General features: G+C 69.9%; 13 protein-coding genes. 5 read left to right on the forward strand and 8 right to left on the reverse strand.

Annotated elements, in window-relative coordinates; genetic code table 11:
* Positions 1-25: 25 nt before the first annotated feature.
* Genes pgm through ACSQ11_RS11165 form a run of 5 tightly spaced genes read right to left on the reverse strand, consistent with a single transcriptional unit; the run spans position 26 to position 9,314 of the window.
* Entirely contained in the window at positions 26-1,690 is a 1,665-nt protein-coding gene (gene pgm / locus ACSQ11_RS11145) for a phosphoglucomutase (alpha-D-glucose-1,6-bisphosphate-dependent) (protein WP_436005346.1), read from the reverse strand.
* Positions 1,687-4,056 (reverse strand): 1,4-alpha-glucan branching protein GlgB, encoded by a 2,370-nt coding sequence (glgB, locus tag ACSQ11_RS11150; RefSeq protein ID WP_436005348.1) that lies wholly within the window; start codon positions 4,054-4,056, stop codon positions 1,687-1,689. The genes pgm and glgB overlap by 4 nt, the downstream gene beginning before the upstream one ends.
* Entirely contained in the window at positions 4,053-5,540 is a 1,488-nt protein-coding gene (locus ACSQ11_RS11155) for a maltokinase N-terminal cap-like domain-containing protein (protein ID WP_436005350.1), read from the reverse strand. The genes glgB and ACSQ11_RS11155 overlap by 4 nt, the downstream gene beginning before the upstream one ends.
* A complete protein-coding gene (gene treS / locus ACSQ11_RS11160; RefSeq protein WP_436005352.1) occupies positions 5,533-7,263 on the reverse strand; it encodes a maltose alpha-D-glucosyltransferase in 1,731 nt (576 codons plus the stop codon). Before treS ends, ACSQ11_RS11155 begins: the two co-directional genes overlap by 8 nt.
* A 5-nt stretch (positions 7,264-7,268) precedes the next feature.
* Positions 7,269-9,314, reverse strand: a complete 2,046-nt coding sequence (locus tag ACSQ11_RS11165; RefSeq protein WP_436005354.1) for an alpha-1,4-glucan--maltose-1-phosphate maltosyltransferase — start codon at positions 9,312-9,314, stop codon at positions 7,269-7,271.
* Positions 9,315-9,425: 111 nt separating this feature from the next.
* Here ACSQ11_RS11165 and glgP point away from each other — a divergent pair, with 111 nt between their 5' ends.
* Positions 9,426-12,026 carry an alpha-glucan family phosphorylase gene (gene glgP / locus ACSQ11_RS11170; RefSeq protein WP_436005356.1) on the forward strand — a complete coding sequence of 867 codons (2,601 nt, stop codon included), beginning with the start codon at positions 9,426-9,428 and terminating at the stop codon, positions 12,024-12,026.
* Positions 12,027-12,136: 110 nt separating this feature from the next.
* Here the strand turns inward: glgP and ACSQ11_RS11175 are convergent, their stop codons facing one another.
* From ACSQ11_RS11175 to ACSQ11_RS11185, 3 genes are read right to left on the reverse strand one after another with little or no spacing between them, the layout of a single operon-like run.
* Positions 12,137-12,733 (reverse strand): hypothetical protein, encoded by a 597-nt coding sequence (locus ACSQ11_RS11175; protein ID WP_436005358.1) that lies wholly within the window; start codon positions 12,731-12,733, stop codon positions 12,137-12,139.
* Between the two features lie 9 nt (positions 12,734-12,742).
* Positions 12,743-13,756 carry a TAXI family TRAP transporter solute-binding subunit gene (locus ACSQ11_RS11180; RefSeq protein ID WP_436005360.1) on the reverse strand — a complete coding sequence of 338 codons (1,014 nt, stop codon included), beginning with the start codon at positions 13,754-13,756 and terminating at the stop codon, positions 12,743-12,745.
* Positions 13,753-16,023 (reverse strand): TRAP transporter permease, encoded by a 2,271-nt coding sequence (locus tag ACSQ11_RS11185; protein WP_436005362.1) that lies wholly within the window; start codon positions 16,021-16,023, stop codon positions 13,753-13,755. The genes ACSQ11_RS11180 and ACSQ11_RS11185 overlap by 4 nt, the downstream gene beginning before the upstream one ends.
* 171 nt (positions 16,024-16,194) lie before the next feature.
* On the opposite strand from ACSQ11_RS11185, the gene ACSQ11_RS11190 reads away from it, so the two are divergent.
* From ACSQ11_RS11190 to ACSQ11_RS11205, 4 genes are all read left to right on the forward strand, one after another.
* Positions 16,195-16,572: a hypothetical protein gene (locus ACSQ11_RS11190; RefSeq protein ID WP_436005364.1), complete on the forward strand. Its 378-nt coding sequence runs from the start codon at positions 16,195-16,197 to the stop codon at positions 16,570-16,572.
* Positions 16,573-16,798: 226 nt separating this feature from the next.
* Positions 16,799-18,028 carry a CpaF family protein gene (locus ACSQ11_RS11195; protein ID WP_436005366.1) on the forward strand — a complete coding sequence of 410 codons (1,230 nt, stop codon included), beginning with the start codon at positions 16,799-16,801 and terminating at the stop codon, positions 18,026-18,028.
* Complete coding sequence (locus tag ACSQ11_RS11200) at positions 18,025-18,714, forward strand: type II secretion system F family protein (protein ID WP_436005368.1); 690 nt, start codon at positions 18,025-18,027, stop codon at positions 18,712-18,714. Before ACSQ11_RS11195 ends, ACSQ11_RS11200 begins: the two co-directional genes overlap by 4 nt.
* Positions 18,715-18,739: 25 nt before the next feature.
* The gene (locus tag ACSQ11_RS11205) at positions 18,740-20,239 is read left to right on the forward strand and encodes a recombinase family protein (RefSeq protein ID WP_436005370.1); all 1,500 of its coding nucleotides are present in this window, start codon (positions 18,740-18,742) and stop codon (positions 20,237-20,239) included.
* Positions 20,240-20,289 lie beyond the last annotated feature (50 nt).

Raw genomic sequence — 20,289 nt, forward strand, 5'->3', positions numbered from 1 at the left:
GGCACTTCTGCTCGTCTGGTGAGGGTCAGGTGCCGAGGGCGGCGCCGACGACCTCCTTGGCCTCGGCCTGCACCTGGGCGAGATGCTCCTCGCCCTTGAAGCTCTCGGCGTAGATCTTGTAGACGTCCTCGGTGCCGCTCGGTCGGGCGGCGAACCAGGCCGACTCGGTGACGACCTTGAGCCCGCCGATGGCCGCGCCGTTGCCGGGTGCCTCGGTGAGCTTGGCCGTGATGGCCTCTCCCGCAAGGCTTTCGGCTGCGACGGCGTCTGGAGTGAGGGCGCCAAGCTTCGCCTTCTGCTCGCGGTTCGCAGGGGCGTCGATACGGGCGTATGCCGGCGTGCCGTGCTTCGCGGTCAGTTCGGCGTAGTGCTCGCTCGGGCTCTTGCCGGTCGCGGCGAGGATCTCGGAGGCGAGCAGCGCGAGGATGATGCCGTCCTTGTCGGTCGTCCACACCGACCCGTCCATGCGCAGGAACGACGCACCCGCCGACTCCTCGCCACCGAACGGGCCGGAACCGTCGAGCAGGCCCGGCACGAACCACTTGAACCCGACCGGCACCTCGACGAGGCGCCGGCCGAGGTCCTCGGCGACGCGGTCGATCATCGAGCTCGACACGAGCGTCTTGCCGATGAACCCGTCGTCGCGCCACTGCGGCCGCGCGCCGCCGTAGAGGTACTGGATCGCGACGGCGAGGTAGTGGTTGGGGTTCATCAGCCCGGCGTCGGGCGTGACGATGCCGTGCCGGTCCGAGTCCGCGTCGTTGCCGGTGGCGATGTCGTACTCGTCCTTGCGAGTGATGAGCGAGGCCATCGCGCTGGGGGAGGAACAGTCCATGCGGATCTTGCCGTCCCAGTCGAGCGTCATGAAGCGCCACGTCGCGTCGACGAGCGGGTTGACCACCGTGAGGTCGAGGCCGTGACGGTCGGCGATCGCGCCCCAGTAGTCGACGGCCGCGCCACCGAGGGGGTCGGCGCCGATCCGGATGCCCGCGTCCTTGATCCGCGCGATGTCGACGACCGAGGGCAGGTCGTCGACGTAGGTCCCCATGAAGTCGTATGCCGTCGCGCCGGCACGGGCTCGCGAGAACGGGATGCGCTTGACGTCCTTGAGCCCGCTCTTGATCAGCTCGTTGGCGCGGGCGGCGATGACCTTGGTGGCGTCGGAGTCGGCTGGCCCGCCGTGCGGCGGGTTGTACTTGAAGCCACCGTCGCTCGGCGGGTTGTGCGACGGCGTGACGACGATGCCGTCCGCGAGACCGGCACCGGACGGCATACCGTCGACTCCGGTGACCTTACCGCGGTTGGCGACGAGGATCGCGTGCGACACGGCCGGGGTGGGGGTGTAGCGGTCGGCCGAGTCGACGAGCACGGTGACGTCGTTGGCGCCGAGCACCTCGAGTGCCGAGACCCACGCCGGCTCCGAGAGGCCATGGGTGTCGCGGCCGAGGAAGAGCGGTCCGTCGAAGCCCTGCTCGCGCCGGTAGTCCACGATCGCCTGCGTCGTCGCGAGGATGTGGTCCTCGTTGAACGCCGTGTTGAGCGAGGACCCGCGGTGGCCCGACGTCCCGAACGCGACCTGCTGGTCGATGTCGTCGGGGTCGGGCCTGAGCGCGTAGTACGACGTGACGAGGTGCGGCACGTCGACAAGGTCGGAGGGCTGGGCCGGCTGTCCGGCGCGGGAGTCACTCATCGTTCGTCCTCCTTGGGAGTGGAGCTCGTGGTGCCGGTGACCGGCCTCGCCACCGCCGGGTCCACCGCGGCCGGCTCCGGCGCCTCGACGGGCGGCGTCTCCGTGACCGGTGGTGCGGTGTCGACCGGTCCGGTGTCCTCCTGGGCGTCCGCGGCCTGGGGCGCCTCGCCGGCGACGACCGGTGCGAGATAGATGGCGGTGAGGCCGGCCAGCCGCACGGTGACGTGGAAGGGCTGGTTGTTCCAGGGCTCCTCGACGGCGTTGAGGACGAGGTCGGCCTGGCTCGGCGTGCCGTGCTGGTCGTAGCCGCTCGTGTCGAGCACGACCCGCCACTGCCCACCCGAGGGCACCCCGACGCGCAGCCACTCCTTGGAGTCCCCACCGAAGTTCACGACGCACGCCACGACGTCGCCGCCCTGGCGCGACGGCTCCGAGAAGCGCACGAACGAGTAGGTGTTGCCGGTGTTGTCGTCGGCGTCGAGCCACTCGAACCCCGCGGGCTGGCTGTCGAGCGCCCACAGCGCCGGGTGCTCGCGGTAGACCCGGTTGAGCTCCTTGACGAGGTTGTGCACGCGGTAGTGCGCCGGCTGGTCGAGGAGCCACCAGTCGAGCGACTTCCCGTCGGCCCACTCGCTCGGCTGGGCGAACTCGCACCCCATGAAGAGCAGCGTCTTGCCGGGGTGCGCCCACATGTAGGCGAGGAAGGCTCGCACGGTGGCGAGCTGGTCGGTGCGGTTGCCCGGCGCCTTGTTGACCAGCGATCCCTTGCCGTGGACCACCTCGTCATGGCTGATCGGCAGGACGTAGTTCTCGCTGAACGCGTACATGAGCGCGAACGTCAGCAGCCCGTGGTGGTGCTGACGGTTGTAGGGGTTCTCGCCGAGGTAGCGCAGCGAGTCGTTCATCCACCCCATGTTCCACTTCAGCCCGAAGCCGAGCCCGCCCTCGCTCGTCGCCTTGGTGACGCCGGGCCACGACGTCGACTCCTCGGCGATCGTCACGATGCCGGGGACCCGCTTGTATGCCGTGGCGTTGGTCTCCTGGAGCAGGCCGATGGCCTCGAGGTGCTCGCGCCCGCCGTGGACGTTGGGCAGCCACTCGCCGTCCTTGCGCGAGTAGTCGAGGTAGAGCATCGATGCGACGGCGTCGACGCGCAGCCCGTCGATGTGGAACTCCTCGAGCCAGTAGAGCGCGTTGGCGACGAGGAAGTTGCGGACCTCGAGCCGGCCGAAGTCGAAGATGTGCGTGCCCCAGTCGGGCTGGTCGCCGCGCCGGGGGTCCGGGTGCTCGTAGAGCGGCAGCCCGTCGAAGCGGGCCAGGGCCCACTCGTCGCGCGGGAAGTGGCCGGGCACCCAGTCGAGGATGACGCCGATGCCGGCCTGGTGCAGGGCGTCGACGAGGTACTTGAACTCGTCGGGCGTCCCGAACCTGGACGTCGGGGCGTAGTAGCCGGTGACCTGGTAGCCCCACGACGGCCCGTAGGGGTGCTCCATCACGGGGAGGAACTCGACGTGGGTGAACCCGAGGTCGGTGACGTAGTTGACGAGGTGCTCGGCGAGCTCGCGGTAGGTCAGGCCCTGCCGCCAGGAGCCGAGGTGCACCTCGTAGACGCTCATCGGGCCGCTGTGCGGGTTGGTCTTCGCGCGGGCGTCCATCCACGACGAGTCCGACCACGCGTGCCGGGTCTCGTCGACGACCGAGCCGGTGCGCGGCGGCACCTCGGTGCGCCGCGCCATCGGGTCGGCCTTGGTGCGCACGATGTCGTCGGCGCCGCGGATCTCGTACTTGTAGACCGCGCCCTCGGTGACGTCGGGGATGAACAGCTCCCACACGCCGCTGGCGCCGATGAGCCGCATCGGGTGGACGTGGCCGTCCCAGCCGTTGAAGTCGCCGACGACGCGCACCGCCTTGGCGCGCGGGGCCCACACGGCGAACGACGTGCCGCGCACGGTCCCGAGGGGACCGGGGTACTCGTGCACGCGTGCACCGAGGACGGTCCAGAGCTGCTCGTGCCGGCCCTCGCCGACGAGGTGCAGGTCGATCTCGCCGAGGGTGGGCGCGAACCGGTAGGGGTCGTCCTGGACGTGCTCGTAGCCGTCGCCCCAGTCCACGAGCAGGCGGTAGTCCATGGTCTCGGTCGTGCCGCGGCGCACAGCGGTCCAGACGCCCTCGGCCTCGTGCTCGAGGGGGAGCACCTCGCCGTCGGCGAACCGCACGCGCACCGACGCGGCCATCGGGCGCATCGCGCGCACGCGCAGCCCGTCGGCCTCGAGGTGCTGTCCGAGCAGGTCGTGCGGCTGCTGGTGCCGCCCGTGGATGAGGGCGTTGATCGCACCGCTGACTTCGTGGGCGGGGGTCGGGGTCACGGGGTGTCCTCCTGGGGTGCGGTTGCGGTGGTCGAGAGGTGCTCGAACCCCGAGGCCAGCCGCTCGACGGCGGCGAGCGGGATGTCGACCCACGACGGTCGGTTGCGGACTTCGTAGACGACTTCGTACATCGCCTTGTCGAGCTCGAACGCGGCGAGGAGCGCGCCCCTGCTGCGGGGGTCCTCACCGGCGGTGGCGGCGTAGCCGTCGAGGAACGCCCGCTGCGAGTTCGCCACCCAGTCGCGGGCGGAGCCCCCGGTGGAGTGCTCGACGGCGCCGCCGGCGTAGTCGAAGCTGCGCAGCATGCCTGCGATGTCGCGGATCCACTGGTCGGGCTGGTTGCGCTCGGAGAGCGGCCGCAGCGGCTCGCCCTCGAAGTCGAGCAGGACCCAGCCGCCGTCTGGCGTGTGGAGCACCTGACCGAGGTGGTAGTCACCGTGGATACGTTGCAGCGCAGGCCAGTCCGCGTTCTCGGCGGCGTCGAGGATCGCCGACACGGCGTCCTCGTGGTCGTGCAGCGCACCGACCTCGGCAGCAGCAGCGGCGTAGCGGGCTCGCATCCCGTCGAGGATCTCGCGGACGACCTCGGGGCTCGTCGGCGTGGCGCCGAGCGCCTCGGCGAGCGTCGCATGGACCTCGGCCGTCGCCTCGCCGAGGGCGCGGGCGGGACCGCTGAAGTCCTCGCCCGCGCGCACCGCCGCGGAGGCGACGCGCCACGCGTCCTCGACGCCCGGCAGGAACTCCTGCGCGAAGGCGAAGTGCCCGTATGCCGTGTGCTCACCCTCCGCGGACGGCTCACTCGAGGCGTCGGGCTCGGGCCACTGCCCGGCGACGGAGCCGACGACGGCGGGAACGCGGATGCACCCGGCCTCGCGCAGGGCCGACTGGAGGACGACGTCGGGGTTTGCGCCGGTCGAGAGCATGCGGAAGACCTTGACGATGACCGGCACGGGCGCGCCGGAGGTGTCCTCGCAGTCGAGGATGACCGATGTGTTGGACTGCTCGCCCGACAGCACGCGCGAGCCCACGACCCGCACCTCGCGTGACCACGCGGCGCCGGGAGTCGCGACGACCGTGTCGTCGGTCGCGTCGCTGGCGGCCGACGACTCGGCACGCACCCGGCCCTGGACGAGCTCGAGGAGCTGTGCGGCATACACCGGGTCGTGCGGCGCGTCGTAGACCCAGCGGGGTCCGAGGACCGAGTGCTCCATCGTCCCGACGAGCGCGTGCTCGGCACCCTCGAGCGGGGCGCCGCGGTAGGTGAGCGGCACCTGGTAGACGACCGGCACGGGTCCCGACGAGTCCGAGACGACGAGCACCTCGACGCCGACCTCGCCGGCCGGGTCGCCGAGTCTCCACGACGCGAGGCGACGGACGACCGGGGACGTGCCCTTGGCGGCATACCAGCGCTGTGAGCCCATCCACGACGCGACGAGCTCCACCTTGGTCGGCGTGATCGTGGCTCCCTTGTGGATCTCAGCCACGGCCCTGCGCCTCCGAACGGCTCTCCTGACCGACGCGGAGCCAGAAGAAGTCGCGGCTGCCCATCGTGATCGTCACGCGGCCGTCGGCGGCGATCCAGGGGAAGTTCGCGCCACCGAAGAGGTCGAACAGCTCCTTCTCGCCCATCTCCTGCGGGAGCTGGATCGTCGCGGCCTGCGGCTTGTCCGAGAGGTTGTTGATGCAGAGCACCGTCTCGCCCGGGTGGTCGCGGTCGCCGCCCCACGAGCGGGTGAAGGCGAGGATCGACTCGTTGTCGGTGGGGGAGATGGTGAAGTCGCCGAGGCCGAAGGCGGGGTGGAGCCGGCGGACGCCGAGCATGCCGCGGATCCAGTGCAGCAGCGAGTGGCCCGTGGCCATCTGGGCCTCGACGTTGACGCCGTTGTAGTGGTAGACGAGCGAGCTGATGACGGGCAGGTAGAGCTTGCCCGGGTCGGCCGCGGAGAAGCCCGAGTTGCGGTCGGGCGTCCACTGCATCGGGGTGCGGACGGCGTCGCGGTCGTTGAGCCAGATGTTGTCGCCCATGCCGATCTCGTCGCCGTAGTACAGGCACGGCGAGCCGGGCAGCGAGAGCACGAGCGCGTGGATGAGCTCGATCTCGGGGCGGCTGTTGTCGAGCAGGGGAGCGAGCCGGCGTCGGATGCCGACGTTGGCGCGCATGCGTGGGTCGGGGGCGTACCAGCCGTACATCGCGGCGCGCTGCTCCGGGGTCACCATCTCGAGGGTGAGCTCGTCGTGGTTGCGCAGGAAGGTGCCCCACTGGGTGCCGGCCGGGATCGGCGGCGTCTCGGCGAGCACGTCGATGATCGGCTGCGCCCGCTGCTCGCGCAGCGAGTAGTAGAGCATCGGCATGACCGGGAAGTGGAAGCACATCTGGCACTCGGGGTCGTCCTCGGTGCCGAAGTAGTCGACGACGTCGGCCGGGGGCTGGTTGGCCTCGGCGAGCAGGATCCGGCCGGGGTACTCCTCGTCGACCATGCGGCGGAGCTTGGCGAGGAACTCGTGGGTCTTCGGGTGGTTCTCGCCGTTGTGCCCCTCCTCCTCGTAGAGGTAGGGCACGGCGTCGAGCCGGAAGCCGTCGATGCCCATGTCCATCCAGAAGCGGACGACCTCGAACATCGCGTCGTGGACGGCCGGGTTCTCGAAGTTGAGGTCCGGCTGGTGCCCGAAGAAGCGGTGCCAGAAGAACTGCCGCCGGATCGGGTCGAAGGTCCAGTTCGACGTCTCGGTGTCGATGAAGATGATGCGGGCGTCGGTGTACTTGTCGTCGGTGTCGGACCACACGTAGAAGTCGCCGTAGGGCCCCTCGGGGTCGCTGCGCGAGGCCTGGAACCACGGGTGCTGGTCGCTCGTGTGGTTCATGACGAAGTCGGTGATGATCCGGATGCCGCGGGCGTGTGCCTCGGTGATGAGCTGCTGGAACTCCGGCAGCGTGCCGAACTCGGGCAGGACCTGCGTGTAGTCGGCGATGTCGTAGCCGCCGTCGCGCAGCGGGCTGGCGTAGAACGGCGGCAGCCAGAGGCAGTCGACGCCGAGCCACTGGAGGTAGTCGAGCCGGTTGATGACGCCTTGGAAGTCGCCGGCGCCGGAGCCGTTCGAGTCACCGAACGCCCGGACGAGGACCTCGTAGAAGACAGCCGTCTTGAACCACTCGGGGTCGTGCTTGAGCCCCGGCTGGTGGAGTCCGAGTCCTTGCGTCGCCGTCACGTTTCTCAGTACCTCTTCAGCTCGATGATGTGGACCGGCTCGTGGTCCGGCCCGAGGTGGACCATCGTCTCGCGCACGAAGTCCCACCACTGGTCGGTGATGAGGTCGTGCGCGCGGAAGCCCTCGTCGGGGTGGAGCCCGAGGGAGGGCATGTCGAAGACGACGCGGCTCCAGCGGGTGCTGTGCGGGTCGAGGTTGGCGATGACGATGACGACGTCCTCGTGTTCCGGGGTGCCTCTCTCCTCGTCGGCCGGCACGACCCGTCGCTTGCTGAACGCCATGATGTTCTCGTCGTCGACGTGGTGGAACGTGATGTTGCGCAGCCAGTGCAGGGCCGGGTGCGCCCGCCGGATCTCGTTGAGCCGGCGGAGGTACCACGCGAGCGACTGGCCCTCCTTGGCGCCGCCGGGCTCGTAGTCCTCCCAGTGCCGGTTCTTGTACTGGTACTTCTCGTTGTCGATCTGCTCCTCGACGCCGGGCCGGGCGACGTTCTCCATGAGCTCGTAGCCGGCGTAGATGCCGTAGGTCGGCACAAGCGTGCCGGCCAGCGCCGCGCGCAGCTTCCACGCGGCCGGCCCGCCGAACTGCATGTAGGGCGTGAGGATGTCGTGCGTCGTCGGCCAGAAGCTGGGCCGCATGTAGTGCGCCGTCTCGGTGGCGAGCTCCTCGACGTACTCCTGGAGCTCGGGCTTGGTGTTGCGCCAGGCGTAGTAGGTGTAGCTCTGCTGGAAGCCGACCTTGGCGAGCGAGCGCATCATCGCCGGCTTCGTGAACGCCTCGCTGAGCCAGATGATCTCGGGGTGGTCGTGGGCGACGTCCTGGATGAGCCACTGCCAGAACTCGACCGGCTTGGTGTGCGGGTTGTCGACGCGGAACAGCGTGACGCCGTGGTCGATCCAGACCTGGATCACCCGGCGCATCTCGGCGTAGGCGCCGGCCGGGTCGTTGTCGAAGCTCAGCGGGTAGATGTCCTGGTATTTCTTCGGCGGGTTCTCGGCGAACGCGATCGTGCCGTCGGCGCGGGTGGTGAACCACTCCGGGTGCTCGGTGACCCACGGGTGGTCGGGCGAGCACTGGAGCGCGATGTCCATCGCGACCTCGAGCCCGAGGCGGCGGGCCTCGGCGACGAAGAAGTCGAAGTCCTCGAACGTGCCGAGGTCGGGGTGGATGGCGTCGTGCCCGCCGTCGGGGGAGCCGATGGCGTAGGGCACGCCGGGGTCGTCGGGCCCGGCGTCGAGCGTGTTGTTGGGACCCTTCTTGGCCGCCGAGCCGATCGGGTGGATCGGGGTGATGTAGATGACGTCGAAGCCCATGCCGGCAACGGCGGTGAGCCGCTTCGCCGCCGTGCGCAGCGTGCCCGAGCGCCAGCGGTGCGTCTCCTCGTCGTAGACCGCGCCCTCGCTGCGGGGGAAGAACTCGTACCAGGCGCCGGTCAGTGCGAGCTCGCGCTCGACGAGCAGCGGGTATGCCGTGCTCGCGCTCAGCATGTCGCGCACCGGGGTGCCGGTGAGCTCCTCGTGGACCGGTCCGTGGGTCACGGCCGAGAGCCGTACCTGTGGCGGGCGGGTGTCGTCGGTGAGCGCGGTGAGCCCGGTGAGGACGACCTCGCGCCCCTCGGCGGTCCGGCCCTCGCTCTCGGCGGCCCGCTCGAGGAGCAGCGCGCCCTCGGCGAGCATGAGGTCGGTGTCGACGTCGGCCTGGATCTTGATGGTCGCGTCGTGCTCCCAGGTGCCGAACGGGTCCGACCATCCCTCGACGCGGAATGTCCACATGCCGGGACGATCCGCGGAGACGACGGCCTCCCACTCGTTGAGACCGGGGTTGGTGCAGACCATCGGCGAGAGGTGGTCGACGCCGTCCGGGTCGGTGAGGACGACCGAGGCTCCGACGGCGTCGTGGCCCTCGCGCAGGACCGTCGCCGTGACGAGGAACTGCTCTCCCACCACGGACTTCGTGGGTCGGGAGCCTGCGTCGACGAGGGGTGCCACGTCGAGGACGGGGATGCGGCCGATGGGGGACTGGGGAGGAGTGCTCAGCGGCGTTGCGGTCACACGCCGACGCTATCGTCCCGGCGCCCTCGGGCACGAGTTGTGGACACGGTCGGAGACAGGTGGGCGGAAACGTTTCCGCCACGCCGGTGCGTGACCCTAGGATGCACCCTCGTGAAGGCCATCCGTCGCTTCAGCGTCCGCCCCGTCCTCCCCGCCCGCATCGCCCCCCTCGGCGACCTGGCGATGAACCTGCGCTGGAGCTGGCACCCGCCGCTGCGCGACCTCTTCGAGAGCATCAACCCCGAGAGGTGGGCCTCCGTCGGGGCCGACCCGGTGGCGCTGCTGTCCGCGACGACGGTCGAGGAGCTCGACGCGCTCGCGGCCGACGACGCCTTCGTCGCGCGGGTCGAGGAGGCCAAGCAGGGCCTCGACCGCTACCTCAGCGACGACCGCTGGTACCAGCAGTGGTCGGCCGAGCAGGGTGATGCCGGCGCGCCGTCGGCCATCGCCTACTTCAGCCCCGAGTACGGCATCGCCGCCGCGCTCCCGCAGTACTCCGGCGGGCTCGGCATCCTCGCCGGCGACCACCTCAAGTCGGCCTCCGACATCGGTGTGCCGATCGTCGGCGTCGGACTGTTCTACAAGACCGGCTACTTCCGCCAGAGCTTCAACCGCGACGGCTGGCAGCAGGAGGACTACCCCGTCCTCGACCCCGACGGTCTGCCGCTGTCGCTCCTGCGCGAGGAGGACGGCACCCCGTGCACGATCGTCCTGCACCTGCCGGGCGGCCGCGAGCTGCGTGCCCAGGTGTGGCGTGCCCAGGTCGGCCGCGTCCCGCTCCTGCTCCTCGACTCCGACGTCACCGGCAACGACGACGCCGCGCGCGCCGTGACCGAGCGCCTCTACGGCGGCGGCGGCGAGCAGCGGCTCCAGCAGGAGATGCTGCTCGGCATCGGTGGCGTGCGGGCCCTGCGCCTGTGGTCGCGCCTCACCGGCGCCCCCACGCCCGACGTCTACCACTCCAACGAGGGCCACGCCGGCTTCCTCGCAGTCGAGCGGATCAGCGAGCTCGTCACCAGCGCCGGGCTCTCCTTCGACGAGGCCCTCGAGGCCGTCCGCGCCGCCACCGTGTTCACGACGCACACGCCGGTGCCCGCGGGCATCGACCGCTTCGAGCGCCGCCTCATCGAGATCTACTTCGGCGGCGACCTCGCCCCGGCCGGTGTGCCGCTGGACCGGCTCCTCGCGCTCGGCGCCGAGACCTACGACGGCGGCGACGCGTCCGTGTTCAACATGGCCGTCCTCGGGCTGCGCATCGCGCAGCGCGCCAACGGCGTCTCCAAGCTCCACGGCGTCGTGAGCCGCGACATGTTCGACGGCCTCTGGCCGGGCTTCGACGCCGACGAGGTGCCGATCACGAGCATCACCAACGGTGTCCACGGCCCGACCTGGGTCGACCGCAAGGTCTACGAGCTGGCCGACCGCCACTCCGACACGGTCAACATCGACACCACGGTCCTCGACAGCACCGACTCGTGGAAGGCCATGGCCGACCTGCCCCGCGACGAGGTCTGGGCGACCAAGCGTGAGCTGCGCGAGCAGCTCGTGCAGGAAGCCCGGGCCCGCATGCGCGCCTCGTGGATCAAGCGCGGCGCCTCGTCGGCCGAGCTCGGCTGGACCGACCAGATCCTCGACCCCGACATCCTCACCATCGGGTTCGCCCGCCGGGTGCCGACCTACAAGCGGCTCACGCTCATGCTGCGTGACCCCGCGCGCCTCAAGAAGCTGCTGCTCGACCCCGAGCGCCCGATACAGATCGTCATCGCCGGCAAGTCGCACCCGGCCGACGAGACGGGCAAGCAGCTCATCCAGCAGATGATCAAGTTCACGGACGACCCCGAGGTGCGCCACCGCATCGCGTTCCTCCCGAACTACGACATCGCCATGGCCCAGCACCTCTACCCGGGATGCGACGTCTGGCTCAACAACCCGCTGCGGCCCTTCGAGGCGTCGGGCACCTCCGGCATGAAGGCCGCCCTCAACGGCGCGCTCAACCTCTCCATCCTCGACGGCTGGTGGGACGAGTGGTTCGACGGCAACAACGGCTGGGCCATCCCCACCGCCGACGGCGTCGAGGACCCCGAGCGTCGCGACGACATCGAGGCCAACGCGCTCTACGACCTCATCGAGAACCAGGTCGCCCCGCGCTTCTACGACGTCGACGAGGACAAGCTCCCGCAGAACTGGCTGGCGATGGTCATGCACACCGTCTCCACGCTCGGGCCCAAGGTCCGCGCGAGCCGCATGGTGCGCGAGTACACCGAGCGCCTCTACGTCCCCGCGGCCCGTTCCGGCTGGGCGATGAGCCACGACGACCACGCCGGCGCGCGCGACCTCGCGGCATACGGGACGAAGGTCAAGGCCGCGTGGTCCAAGGTGAGCGTCGACCACGTCGAGTCCTCGGGCCTGGGTGACAGCCCCGAGATCGGCGAGACGCTGCACGTCAACGCCTACGTCTCGCTCGACGGGCTCGACCCGGCCGACGTCGAGGTGCAGGTCGCCCACGGCCGCACCAACCACCGCGGTGACGAGCTGCACGACGTGACGACGCTGCCGCTGCAGTTCGAGGAGAGCTACGAGCAGGGCCGGCACAAGTTCTCCGGCGAGCTCGTCCTCAAGACGAGCGGAGCGTTCGGCTACACCGTGCGCATCGTCCCCAAGCACGCCGGCATCGCCACCCCGGCGAGCCTCGGCCTGGTCGCCACCGCCTGACGCCACAGCTTTTGCTCCCCATGCGGGAACGTTGAGGGTCCGGAGGGAACATGTCCCTCCGGACCCTCAACCTTTCCTCCGTATGCCGTCCGCCCCCGACCGCGCCGACCTCACCAGATGAAGCGGGGCGCCATCCACACGACGAAGCCGACGACGACGGGCAGCGCCAACGCCGCGGTGCCGTGACTCTGGAGCGGCTCGTGCTCGACCCACGAACCGGTCGCACGTCGCATCCGGACGCCTGCGAGGACCATCCCGGCACCGAGGGACATGCCGAGGATCCCCAGGCCGGCACGCTGCAGCACGCCGTAGGCGCCGACGCCGGTCGTCCCGATCCGGCGGCCGTCGGTCTCGATGCCGACGACGTCACCGTCGGGCTGCGAGAGCATGACGACGTCGGTCGCCCCGGACTCGTCGAGGGCGTCGGAGTCGTCGTCGGGCAGGTCGACCCGGACGGGACGCCCACCAGACGGCTGGAGGACCCACCGGTCGCCGGCGGTCCGACGCTGGTAGCGCGGCCCGTCGACCGTGACGTCCTCGCGGACGAGGCACATGCCCTCGGGCGTGGGGCCGCACGCCGTGCCGTCGTCGTGCACGCCACCCCAGCGGGCCGACGCGACGCCGTTGAGTGCGGTGAGCAGCCCGACCAGCAGCACCACGACCCCGAGGGGGAGCAGCACCACCGGCCGGGCGAACACCGTGCCCATGGACCAGGGTCAGCCGAGCTCGTCCAGCGCCTTCAGCGACCCCGGGTGCAGCTCGACCGGGTCGGCCTCCTTGGCCGTCGCCGGGTCGAGGTCCTTGGCCGCCGGGTGGACCTTCTCGAGGTCGGCCTTCTTGTCGAAGATGAGCTTGGTCAGCGCGCACGCGTTGCCCTCGCTCATGTCCGAGCGGACGAGCAGCAGGTTGGGGACGACGATCGTCTTTGCGTCCGCCGCGGTCTTGTAGGTCGCGGACGGGATGACGTCCTCGGCGTAGACCGGGTTGACCTCCTTGAGCTTGGGCAGCAGGGGAGTGATGTCGATGAACTGCACCTGGTCGCCCATCGACGTCATGAGGTCGGTGATGCCACCGGTGGGCAGGCCGCCGGACCACACCAGCCCGTCGATGCTGCCGTCCTTCATGCCGTCGACGGTCTTGGTGAGGTCGAGCCGCTGCGCCTTGACGTCCTTAGCGGGGTCGAGACCCGCGGCCTGGATGAGCCGGTTGGCGATGACCTCCGTGCCGGACTTCGGCGAGCCGGTGGAGATCCGCTTGCCCCTGAAGTCCTCGACCTTGGTGATGCCCGACTTCTTGGACACGACGACCTGGGTGTAGTTCGAGTAGATGCGGGCGAGCGCCTTGACGTCGGCCTTCTTGCCCTCGAACGCCCCCTTGCCGGTCACCGCGTCGGCGGCGGTGTCGGCGAGGGAGAAGGCGATGTCGTACTTCTTGTCGACGAGCTGCTGGATGTTCTGCACGGACGCACCGGTCTCGGCAGCCGTCGCCTTGAGGTCCGTGTTCGTGCTGATGACCTGCGCGAGTCCACCACCGAGCGCGTAGTAGACGCCGGTGCTGTTGCCCGTCGCGATGGTGATCTGGCCGGCGCTCGCGGTGCAGGAGTCGCCGCCGGAACCCCCGCTCGCGGCAGTGTCGCTCGTGCGGTCCTGCTTGCCGCCGCACGCCGTGAGGGCGAGCACCGCCGTGGCGGCCAGCGCGATGACGGATGTGCGAACTCTGGTGCGGCTCATGCGTTTTCCTCCAGTGGTGTGGTCCGTGCGTCAGTCGTGGGTGTATGCCGGCCGCCCGCCTTCGTCAACCATGCAAGGGCCACCGCGGCGGCGAGGAAGACGAGGCCGGCGCCGATCGAGAACGGCTGCAGGTAGAGCAGGAGCCCGGCGGCGGGCACGCAGAGCGCACGCACGACGGGCTTGGCCGGGCCGAAGAGCCAGCCGCCCGTGACGACCGCCAGGGCGGCGACGGCGAGCATCGAGACGACGGTCGTCCACACGATCGACAGCGCGTCGCCCTGCATGAGCAGGTGCGAGCCGTTGTCGGTGATGACGAACGCGAGCGGCGCGAGGAACGCGGGGAGCGTGTACTTCCACGCGTTCCACATCGTCTTGATCGCGTCACCGCCGGTGAGGGCCGACGCCGCGACGGCGGCCAGCGCGGTTGGCGGCGACACCTCGGAGAGGACGGCGTAGTAGAAGATGAACATCGCCGTCTCGGGTGCGCTCACGCCGAGCGTCTGGAGAGCCGGGCCGATGACGACCCACGCGATGATGAACGACGCGGTGACCGGTACGGCGAGGCCGAGGATGGCGATGGAGACGGCCGCGAACACGGCGGTGAGGACGAGCACGCCCGTGGGGTTGCTCGTGACCGCCTGCGCCGCCGAGACGAGCATCGAAGCCAGCGACTGGCCGATGCCGGTCTTGACGATGACCGAGGTGATGATGCCGGCCGCGGCGCACACCGACGCGACGGGCAGGACCGAACGCACACCCATGGCGAGACCGCGATAGAGCTCCACGGCATACCTGCGCAGTGCCTCCGGGAGCGGACGCCGCTCGGCGTCCGGGTCGAGCGGGTCCCGGCCCGAGACGACGCGCTCGACGAGACCGAAGAGGGCTGCCACACCGGTGGCGTAGACGACGGCCTTGAACGGCGGGATCCCCAGCGCGAGGAAGCCGACGATGACGAACAGCGACAGGAAGTGGTAGCCGAAGCGCAGGAGCAGCTGGCGGGCGCTGCGGGTGGCGAGGTGGACCTCGCGGGCGCCGAACTTCCGGGCGTCCATCTCGACGGCGAGGATGATGCCGAGGTAGTACAGGACCGTCGGGATCGTCGCCCAGAGCAGGACCTGGAGGTAGTTGACGCCGATGTACTCGGCGATGATGAACGCCGCGGCACCGAGGGTCGGCGGCGACAGGATCGCGCCGATGCCGGCCGCGGCGAGCATGCCGCCGGCGGCCTCGCGGGGGTAGCCGGCCTTCTTGAGGATCGGCCACGACACCGAGCCCAGGCTCACCGCGGTGGCCGTGCCCGAGCCCGAGACGGTGCCGAGGAGGAAGCCGCTGAGCGCGACGGTGCGGCCGGGCGCCGACGAGCTCTTGCGGAACGCCGCGAACGACACGTCGATGAAGAAGCGGCTCGCGCCGGTGGCCTCGAGGACGGCGCCGTAGATCGTGAAGAGCACGATGTAGGTCGCGGCGACGTCGAGCGGGATGCCGAAGAAGCCGGACGCGTCGTTGTAGAGGCCGTTGATGATGTCGCCGAAGTTCATGCCCGCGTGGCTGATCGACCACGAGACCGGCAGGAACCCGCCGTAGTAGGCGAACGCGAGGAAGACCGCGCAGACGATCGGCAGGACGAGGCCGGTGGTGCGGCGCGTCGCCTCGATGACGAGGAGCAGGAGCAGGGTGCCCATGAGGACGTCGACGGTGCCGAGCGAGCCCTGCCGGTCGAGGAAGGCGTTGAAGCCGCCACCGCCGTCGCCGATGGTCAGCGGCTGGACCGGATAGATACAGACGACGAACGCGACCGCCGTGAGGACCCAGTCGAGGACGCCGGGGTTGTCGTCGCCCTGGCTGCCGTCCGCCGCGATGCCTTCGGCGTTCGGTTCTCCGTCGGGTATGCCGTCGCGCTGGGTCGCGCGAGCCCTGCGTCGCCGCGTGGCGCGGTAGCAGACGAAGACCAGTGGCAGGACGGCGGCGAGGAAGAGGATGAGGTAGTACTGGCCGCCCTGCTGCAGCGGCGAGAACACCTGGTAGAGCACGAACACCGAGACCGCGAAACACACGGCGGTGAGGACGCGGTCGAGGCCGGGGGAGAGGCGACGGCCGGGGCGCTCCTCGTCGTACTCGCCGATGAGCTCCTCGACGCTCGCGGTCTGCTCTGGAGTGCGCTCGTGCTTGTGGTCCTGCGTGCGCTCAAGCGTGTGGTCGACGGGGTCCGGAGGGCCCGTCCGCTCGACGTCGTCGCCGGACCGCGTGACCTCCGTTGGTCGACCCATGGCGACCAACCTAGCCAGTCGGTGGCCCGTTCGGGTGGGACGCGGATGGCCCTCTCTGGCGGACCGGTGGGCCGTTCGGGGTCGAACACAGCACGAAAGTCGCTGTGCCGCAGGAGAATGGGGCCATTGGTCCCTGCTGCCTTCGTGGTGGGACGGCACAGGCTGGGACCGATGAGAGGGAGTGTCGCGATGGAGTGGGACCTGGGGTTGAAGGGGCTGGTCGTCCTTGCCGCCATCGCGCTCGGCTTCGGTGTCGTCGCGGGTGCCGCCGTGGGCCAGGGCGTGCGACGCCGGGTGCGGGCGGTGGTGGTGGCGACCGCCGCGTGCTTCGGCGTGGGTGCGCTCACGAGCGAGGTGCTGTTCGGCTGGGCGACGGCGGACGAGATGCAGCCCAACGTCGACGGGCTGTCGCGGGACGAGGTGCTGCTGTCGAGCGTGCTCACCACCGGGCTCGTCGTGCTGGTCCTGCACACGGTCGCCCGTCGGTCGGCCCACGAGAGGGCACGCCGCGAGCGGCGCATGAGGGCGGTCCGGGCCGCTCGTCGCTGAGGGTCGGTGCTGCGGCGCCGCGGTGAGGGCGGCGTCCGAGTGGTGGCCTCGGGCGGCGCTGGTTACCCTCAGGTCAGGGATGTGTTCGGGGGCCTGTGGAGAACTCTGCGGTCGGTCGTGGCGTTCCTGCTTGCATGACGGTGTCGGGGACGCCGACACGAGGAGCACGAGACCAGCGCGCCACCCGGGGAGGTGAGCGCGTGCAGCGAAGGGGGAGGGGACCCGGATGGATGCCGTGCGCACGGTCGAGGCCGAGGTCCGCGAGCTGATCCGTCGCTCGGGGCTCGACCCCGCTCGCGACCCCAAGGCGGTGCAGCGGCTCGTGCGGGACGCCGTCGCCGACTACGACCAGCGCTCGATGCACGGTGGCATGCCCGTCCTCACCGACGTGACCCAGGCCGAGAAGTCGGTGTGGGACACCGTCGCCGGCTTCGGGCCGCTCCAGCAGTACTTCGACGACCCGACGGTCGAGGAGATCTGGATCAACGAGCCGACCCGTGTGTTCATCGCGCGCGGTGGCGTGCCCGAGCTCACGACCACACTGCTCACGAGCGACGAGGTCCGCGACCTCGTCGAGCGGATGCTCAAGTCGTCCGGACGCCGTGTCGACCTCTCGAGCCCGTTCGTCGACGCCGTCCTCCCCGACGGCTCACGGCTCCACGTCGTCATCCCCGACATCACCCGCGAGCACTGGCACGTCAACGTCCGCAAGTTCATCGTCAAGGCCGACAACCTCGACGACCTGGTCCGGCTCGGCACGATGACCCGGCAGGCCGCGACCTTCCTCGAGGCTGCCGTCGCCTCGGGGCTCAACGTCCTCGTCGCCGGCGGGACCCAGGCCGGCAAGACGACGATGCTCAACTGTCTGGCCGCGGCCATCCCGGCACGCGAGCGGGTCGTGACCTGCGAAGAGGTCTTCGAGCTCAAGATCCCCCTGCGCGACGTCGCATCGATGCAGTGCCGCCAGCCCTCCCTCGAAGGCACCGGCGAGGTGCCCCTGCGTCGCCTCGTCAAAGAGGCGCTGCGCATGCGCCCCTCACGGGTCATCGTCGGCGAGGTCCGTCAGGCCGAGAGCCTCGACCTGCTCATCGCCCTCAACAGCGGACTGCCGGGCATGTGCACGATCCACGCCAACAGCGCGCGCGAGGCCATCACCAAGATGTGCACGCTGCCGCTGCTCGCGGGTGAGAACGTCGGCTCCCGGTTCGTCGTACCGACCGTCGCCGGCTCGATCGACATCGTCATCCACGCGGCCCTGGAGCGTGACGGCACGCGGCGGGTCCGCGAGATCGCCGCCGTCCCCGGCCGGGTCGAGGGCGACGTCGTGGAGATCGCCGACCTCTTCGTCCAGCGCGGTGGCGAGCTCGTGCGCGCCGACGGCTACCCGCCGCATCGCGACCGCTTCGAGCGGGCCGGCTACGACCTTCCCGCGCTGCTGGCCCAGAGGCCGACGTGACGGGTATCGTCCTCGGCCTCCTCTTCGGCACCGGACTGTTCTGCATCTGGTGGAGCTTCTGGGAGCGCGAGGCGGACCCGGAGCGCCAGCAGGAGCCACCGCTGCTCGTACGCCGCCTCCGTGACGACCTGGTCCAGGCCGGCTACCCCACCCTGTCTCCCCGCACCCTCCTCGTCGGGTGCTCGGCCGCGTTCCTGCTCGTCTTCCTCTTCGTGTATGCCGTCGTCGGCGTCCCCGCGATCGCCTTCTGCTTCGCGGTGATGGCCGCATGGGGTCCGTACGCCCTCGTGCGGATGCGGGCCCGTCGCCGTCGCAACCGGCTGCGCGACCTCTGGCCAGATGCCGTGGACAACATCACCTCGGCCGTGCGGGCGGGGATGTCGTTGCCCGAGGCCGTGTCGCAGCTGGGCCTGCGCGGTCCGGAGGAGCTGCGGCCGGCCTTCCAGGCCTTCGCCCAGGACTACCGGATCACCGGTCGGTTCCACGACTGCCTCGACCGCCTCAAGGAGCGCCTCAGCGACCCGGTGGGCGACCGCCTCATCGAGTCCCTGCGGATCGCGCGAGACGTGGGTGGCAGCGACCTCGGCCGCCTGCTGCGGACGCTGTCGGTGTTCCTGCGCGAGGACTCCCGGACCCGGGCCGAGCTGGAGACCCGCCAGTCCTGGACCGTGAGTACCGTCCAATAGATAGGTGGGTAGTAGATTCCCCGGTATGCCGTCGCTATCCTCGCCGCCCTCGATCCGAGCGTCTCGTCGTGCGGCCCGTCAGCGGCAGCCTCAGTCGGAAGGACCGCCGCGGGCAGCGATTTACGTACGTATCTCGGACGACCGTGAAGGGGCCGGGCTGGGCGTGGAGCGGCAGGAAGTCGACTGTCGACTGCTCGCCGTCGAGCGGGGCTGGCAGGTGCTGGAACCGGCGTACGTGGATGACGACAGATCCGCCTACAGGACGGGCGCCAGGCGTGAGAACTACGAGCGACTGCTAGAGGACATCGAAGCGCGGCTGGTTGACGTCGTCGCTGTCTGGCACACCGACCGGCTCCACCGGTCGCCGCGCGAACTAGAGGACGTGATCGACCTCGCGGACGAGACCGGCGTAACCATCCACTCGGTCAAAGCGGGACACATCGACCTGTCAACACCGGCAGGGCGTGCGGTCGCCCGGACGCTCGTGGCGTGGGCGCGATACGAGTCGGAGCACAAGGCGGAGCGGATCCAGCGGAAACATCAAGAACTCGCGGAGGCAGGCAAACCGTCCGGCTCGATGCTGTCTTACGGTTTCAACGCCGATGGCACGATCAACGAAGTTCAGGCTGAGGTCATCCGCGAACTAGCGCAGCGGGCGCTCGATGGCGAGAGCCTGAGGTCGATGGTGCGGTCTCTGACAGAGTCGGGAGTGCCCACCCAACGCGGAGGCACTTGGCGGTCGGGCACTTTGCGACAGATCCTGACGGCGGCCCGCCTGTCGGGGCAGCGGGAGTGGACGCCTCGGAGCACGGGGACGCGCGGGTACGGGATGGGCGAGATCGTCGCTAAGGGCACGTGGGACGCAATAATTAGCCCGGAGCAGACAGAGGCGCTGCGGCGCCTGTTCGGCGACGAGGAGCGCCGGACCTCACGTCCGGCGGAACATCTGCTCTCCGGCGGAATTCTCCGGTGTGGCAGGTGTGGAGGGTCGATGAACTCGCACGCGGATAAGAAGTCCGGCAGGACGTACGCGTGCATCAAAACGCCAGGATCGTCGAAATGCGGTGGCATCTCAGTACGGGCCGAACCCGTGGACGAACTCGTAGTCACGTACCTGTTCGACAGGTTAGATGGTCTGGATCTCGCTGCTGGTGAACCGCCTGAGGACGTACCGACAGAAGAGGTTCGTGAGGCGATCCGGGCAGACCGGGAGCGTCTGATTGACCTGGGGAATGAGAAGGACGACGGGCTAATCGGGCGCGCAGAGTACGAGAGGCGTCGTACACGCATCGAGGACCGGGTTGCGACGAACGTGACGAGATTGACGTCTCGGAGCACGTCGAACGTGCTGACTCTGGTACCGAAGGACCGCGCTGGAATCGAGGCTGCGTGGGCTGATTGGGTCCTCGACCAGCGCCGACGCGTCCTCGGAGCCGTGATGGAACGAGTCGTAGTGCATCCCGCTACCCGACGGGGCTACCCGAAGTTCGACCCGAGTCGCGTTGAGCCCGTCTACCGCGTGTGACCAAGGGCCTGGGACGCGGTTAGGCCGCGCGGCCGAGTACTGACCGACCC

It is taken from the genome of Knoellia sp. LjRoot47, from assembly GCF_964253435.1.
Classification (GTDB): Bacteria; Actinomycetota; Actinomycetes; order Actinomycetales; family Dermatophilaceae; genus Knoellia.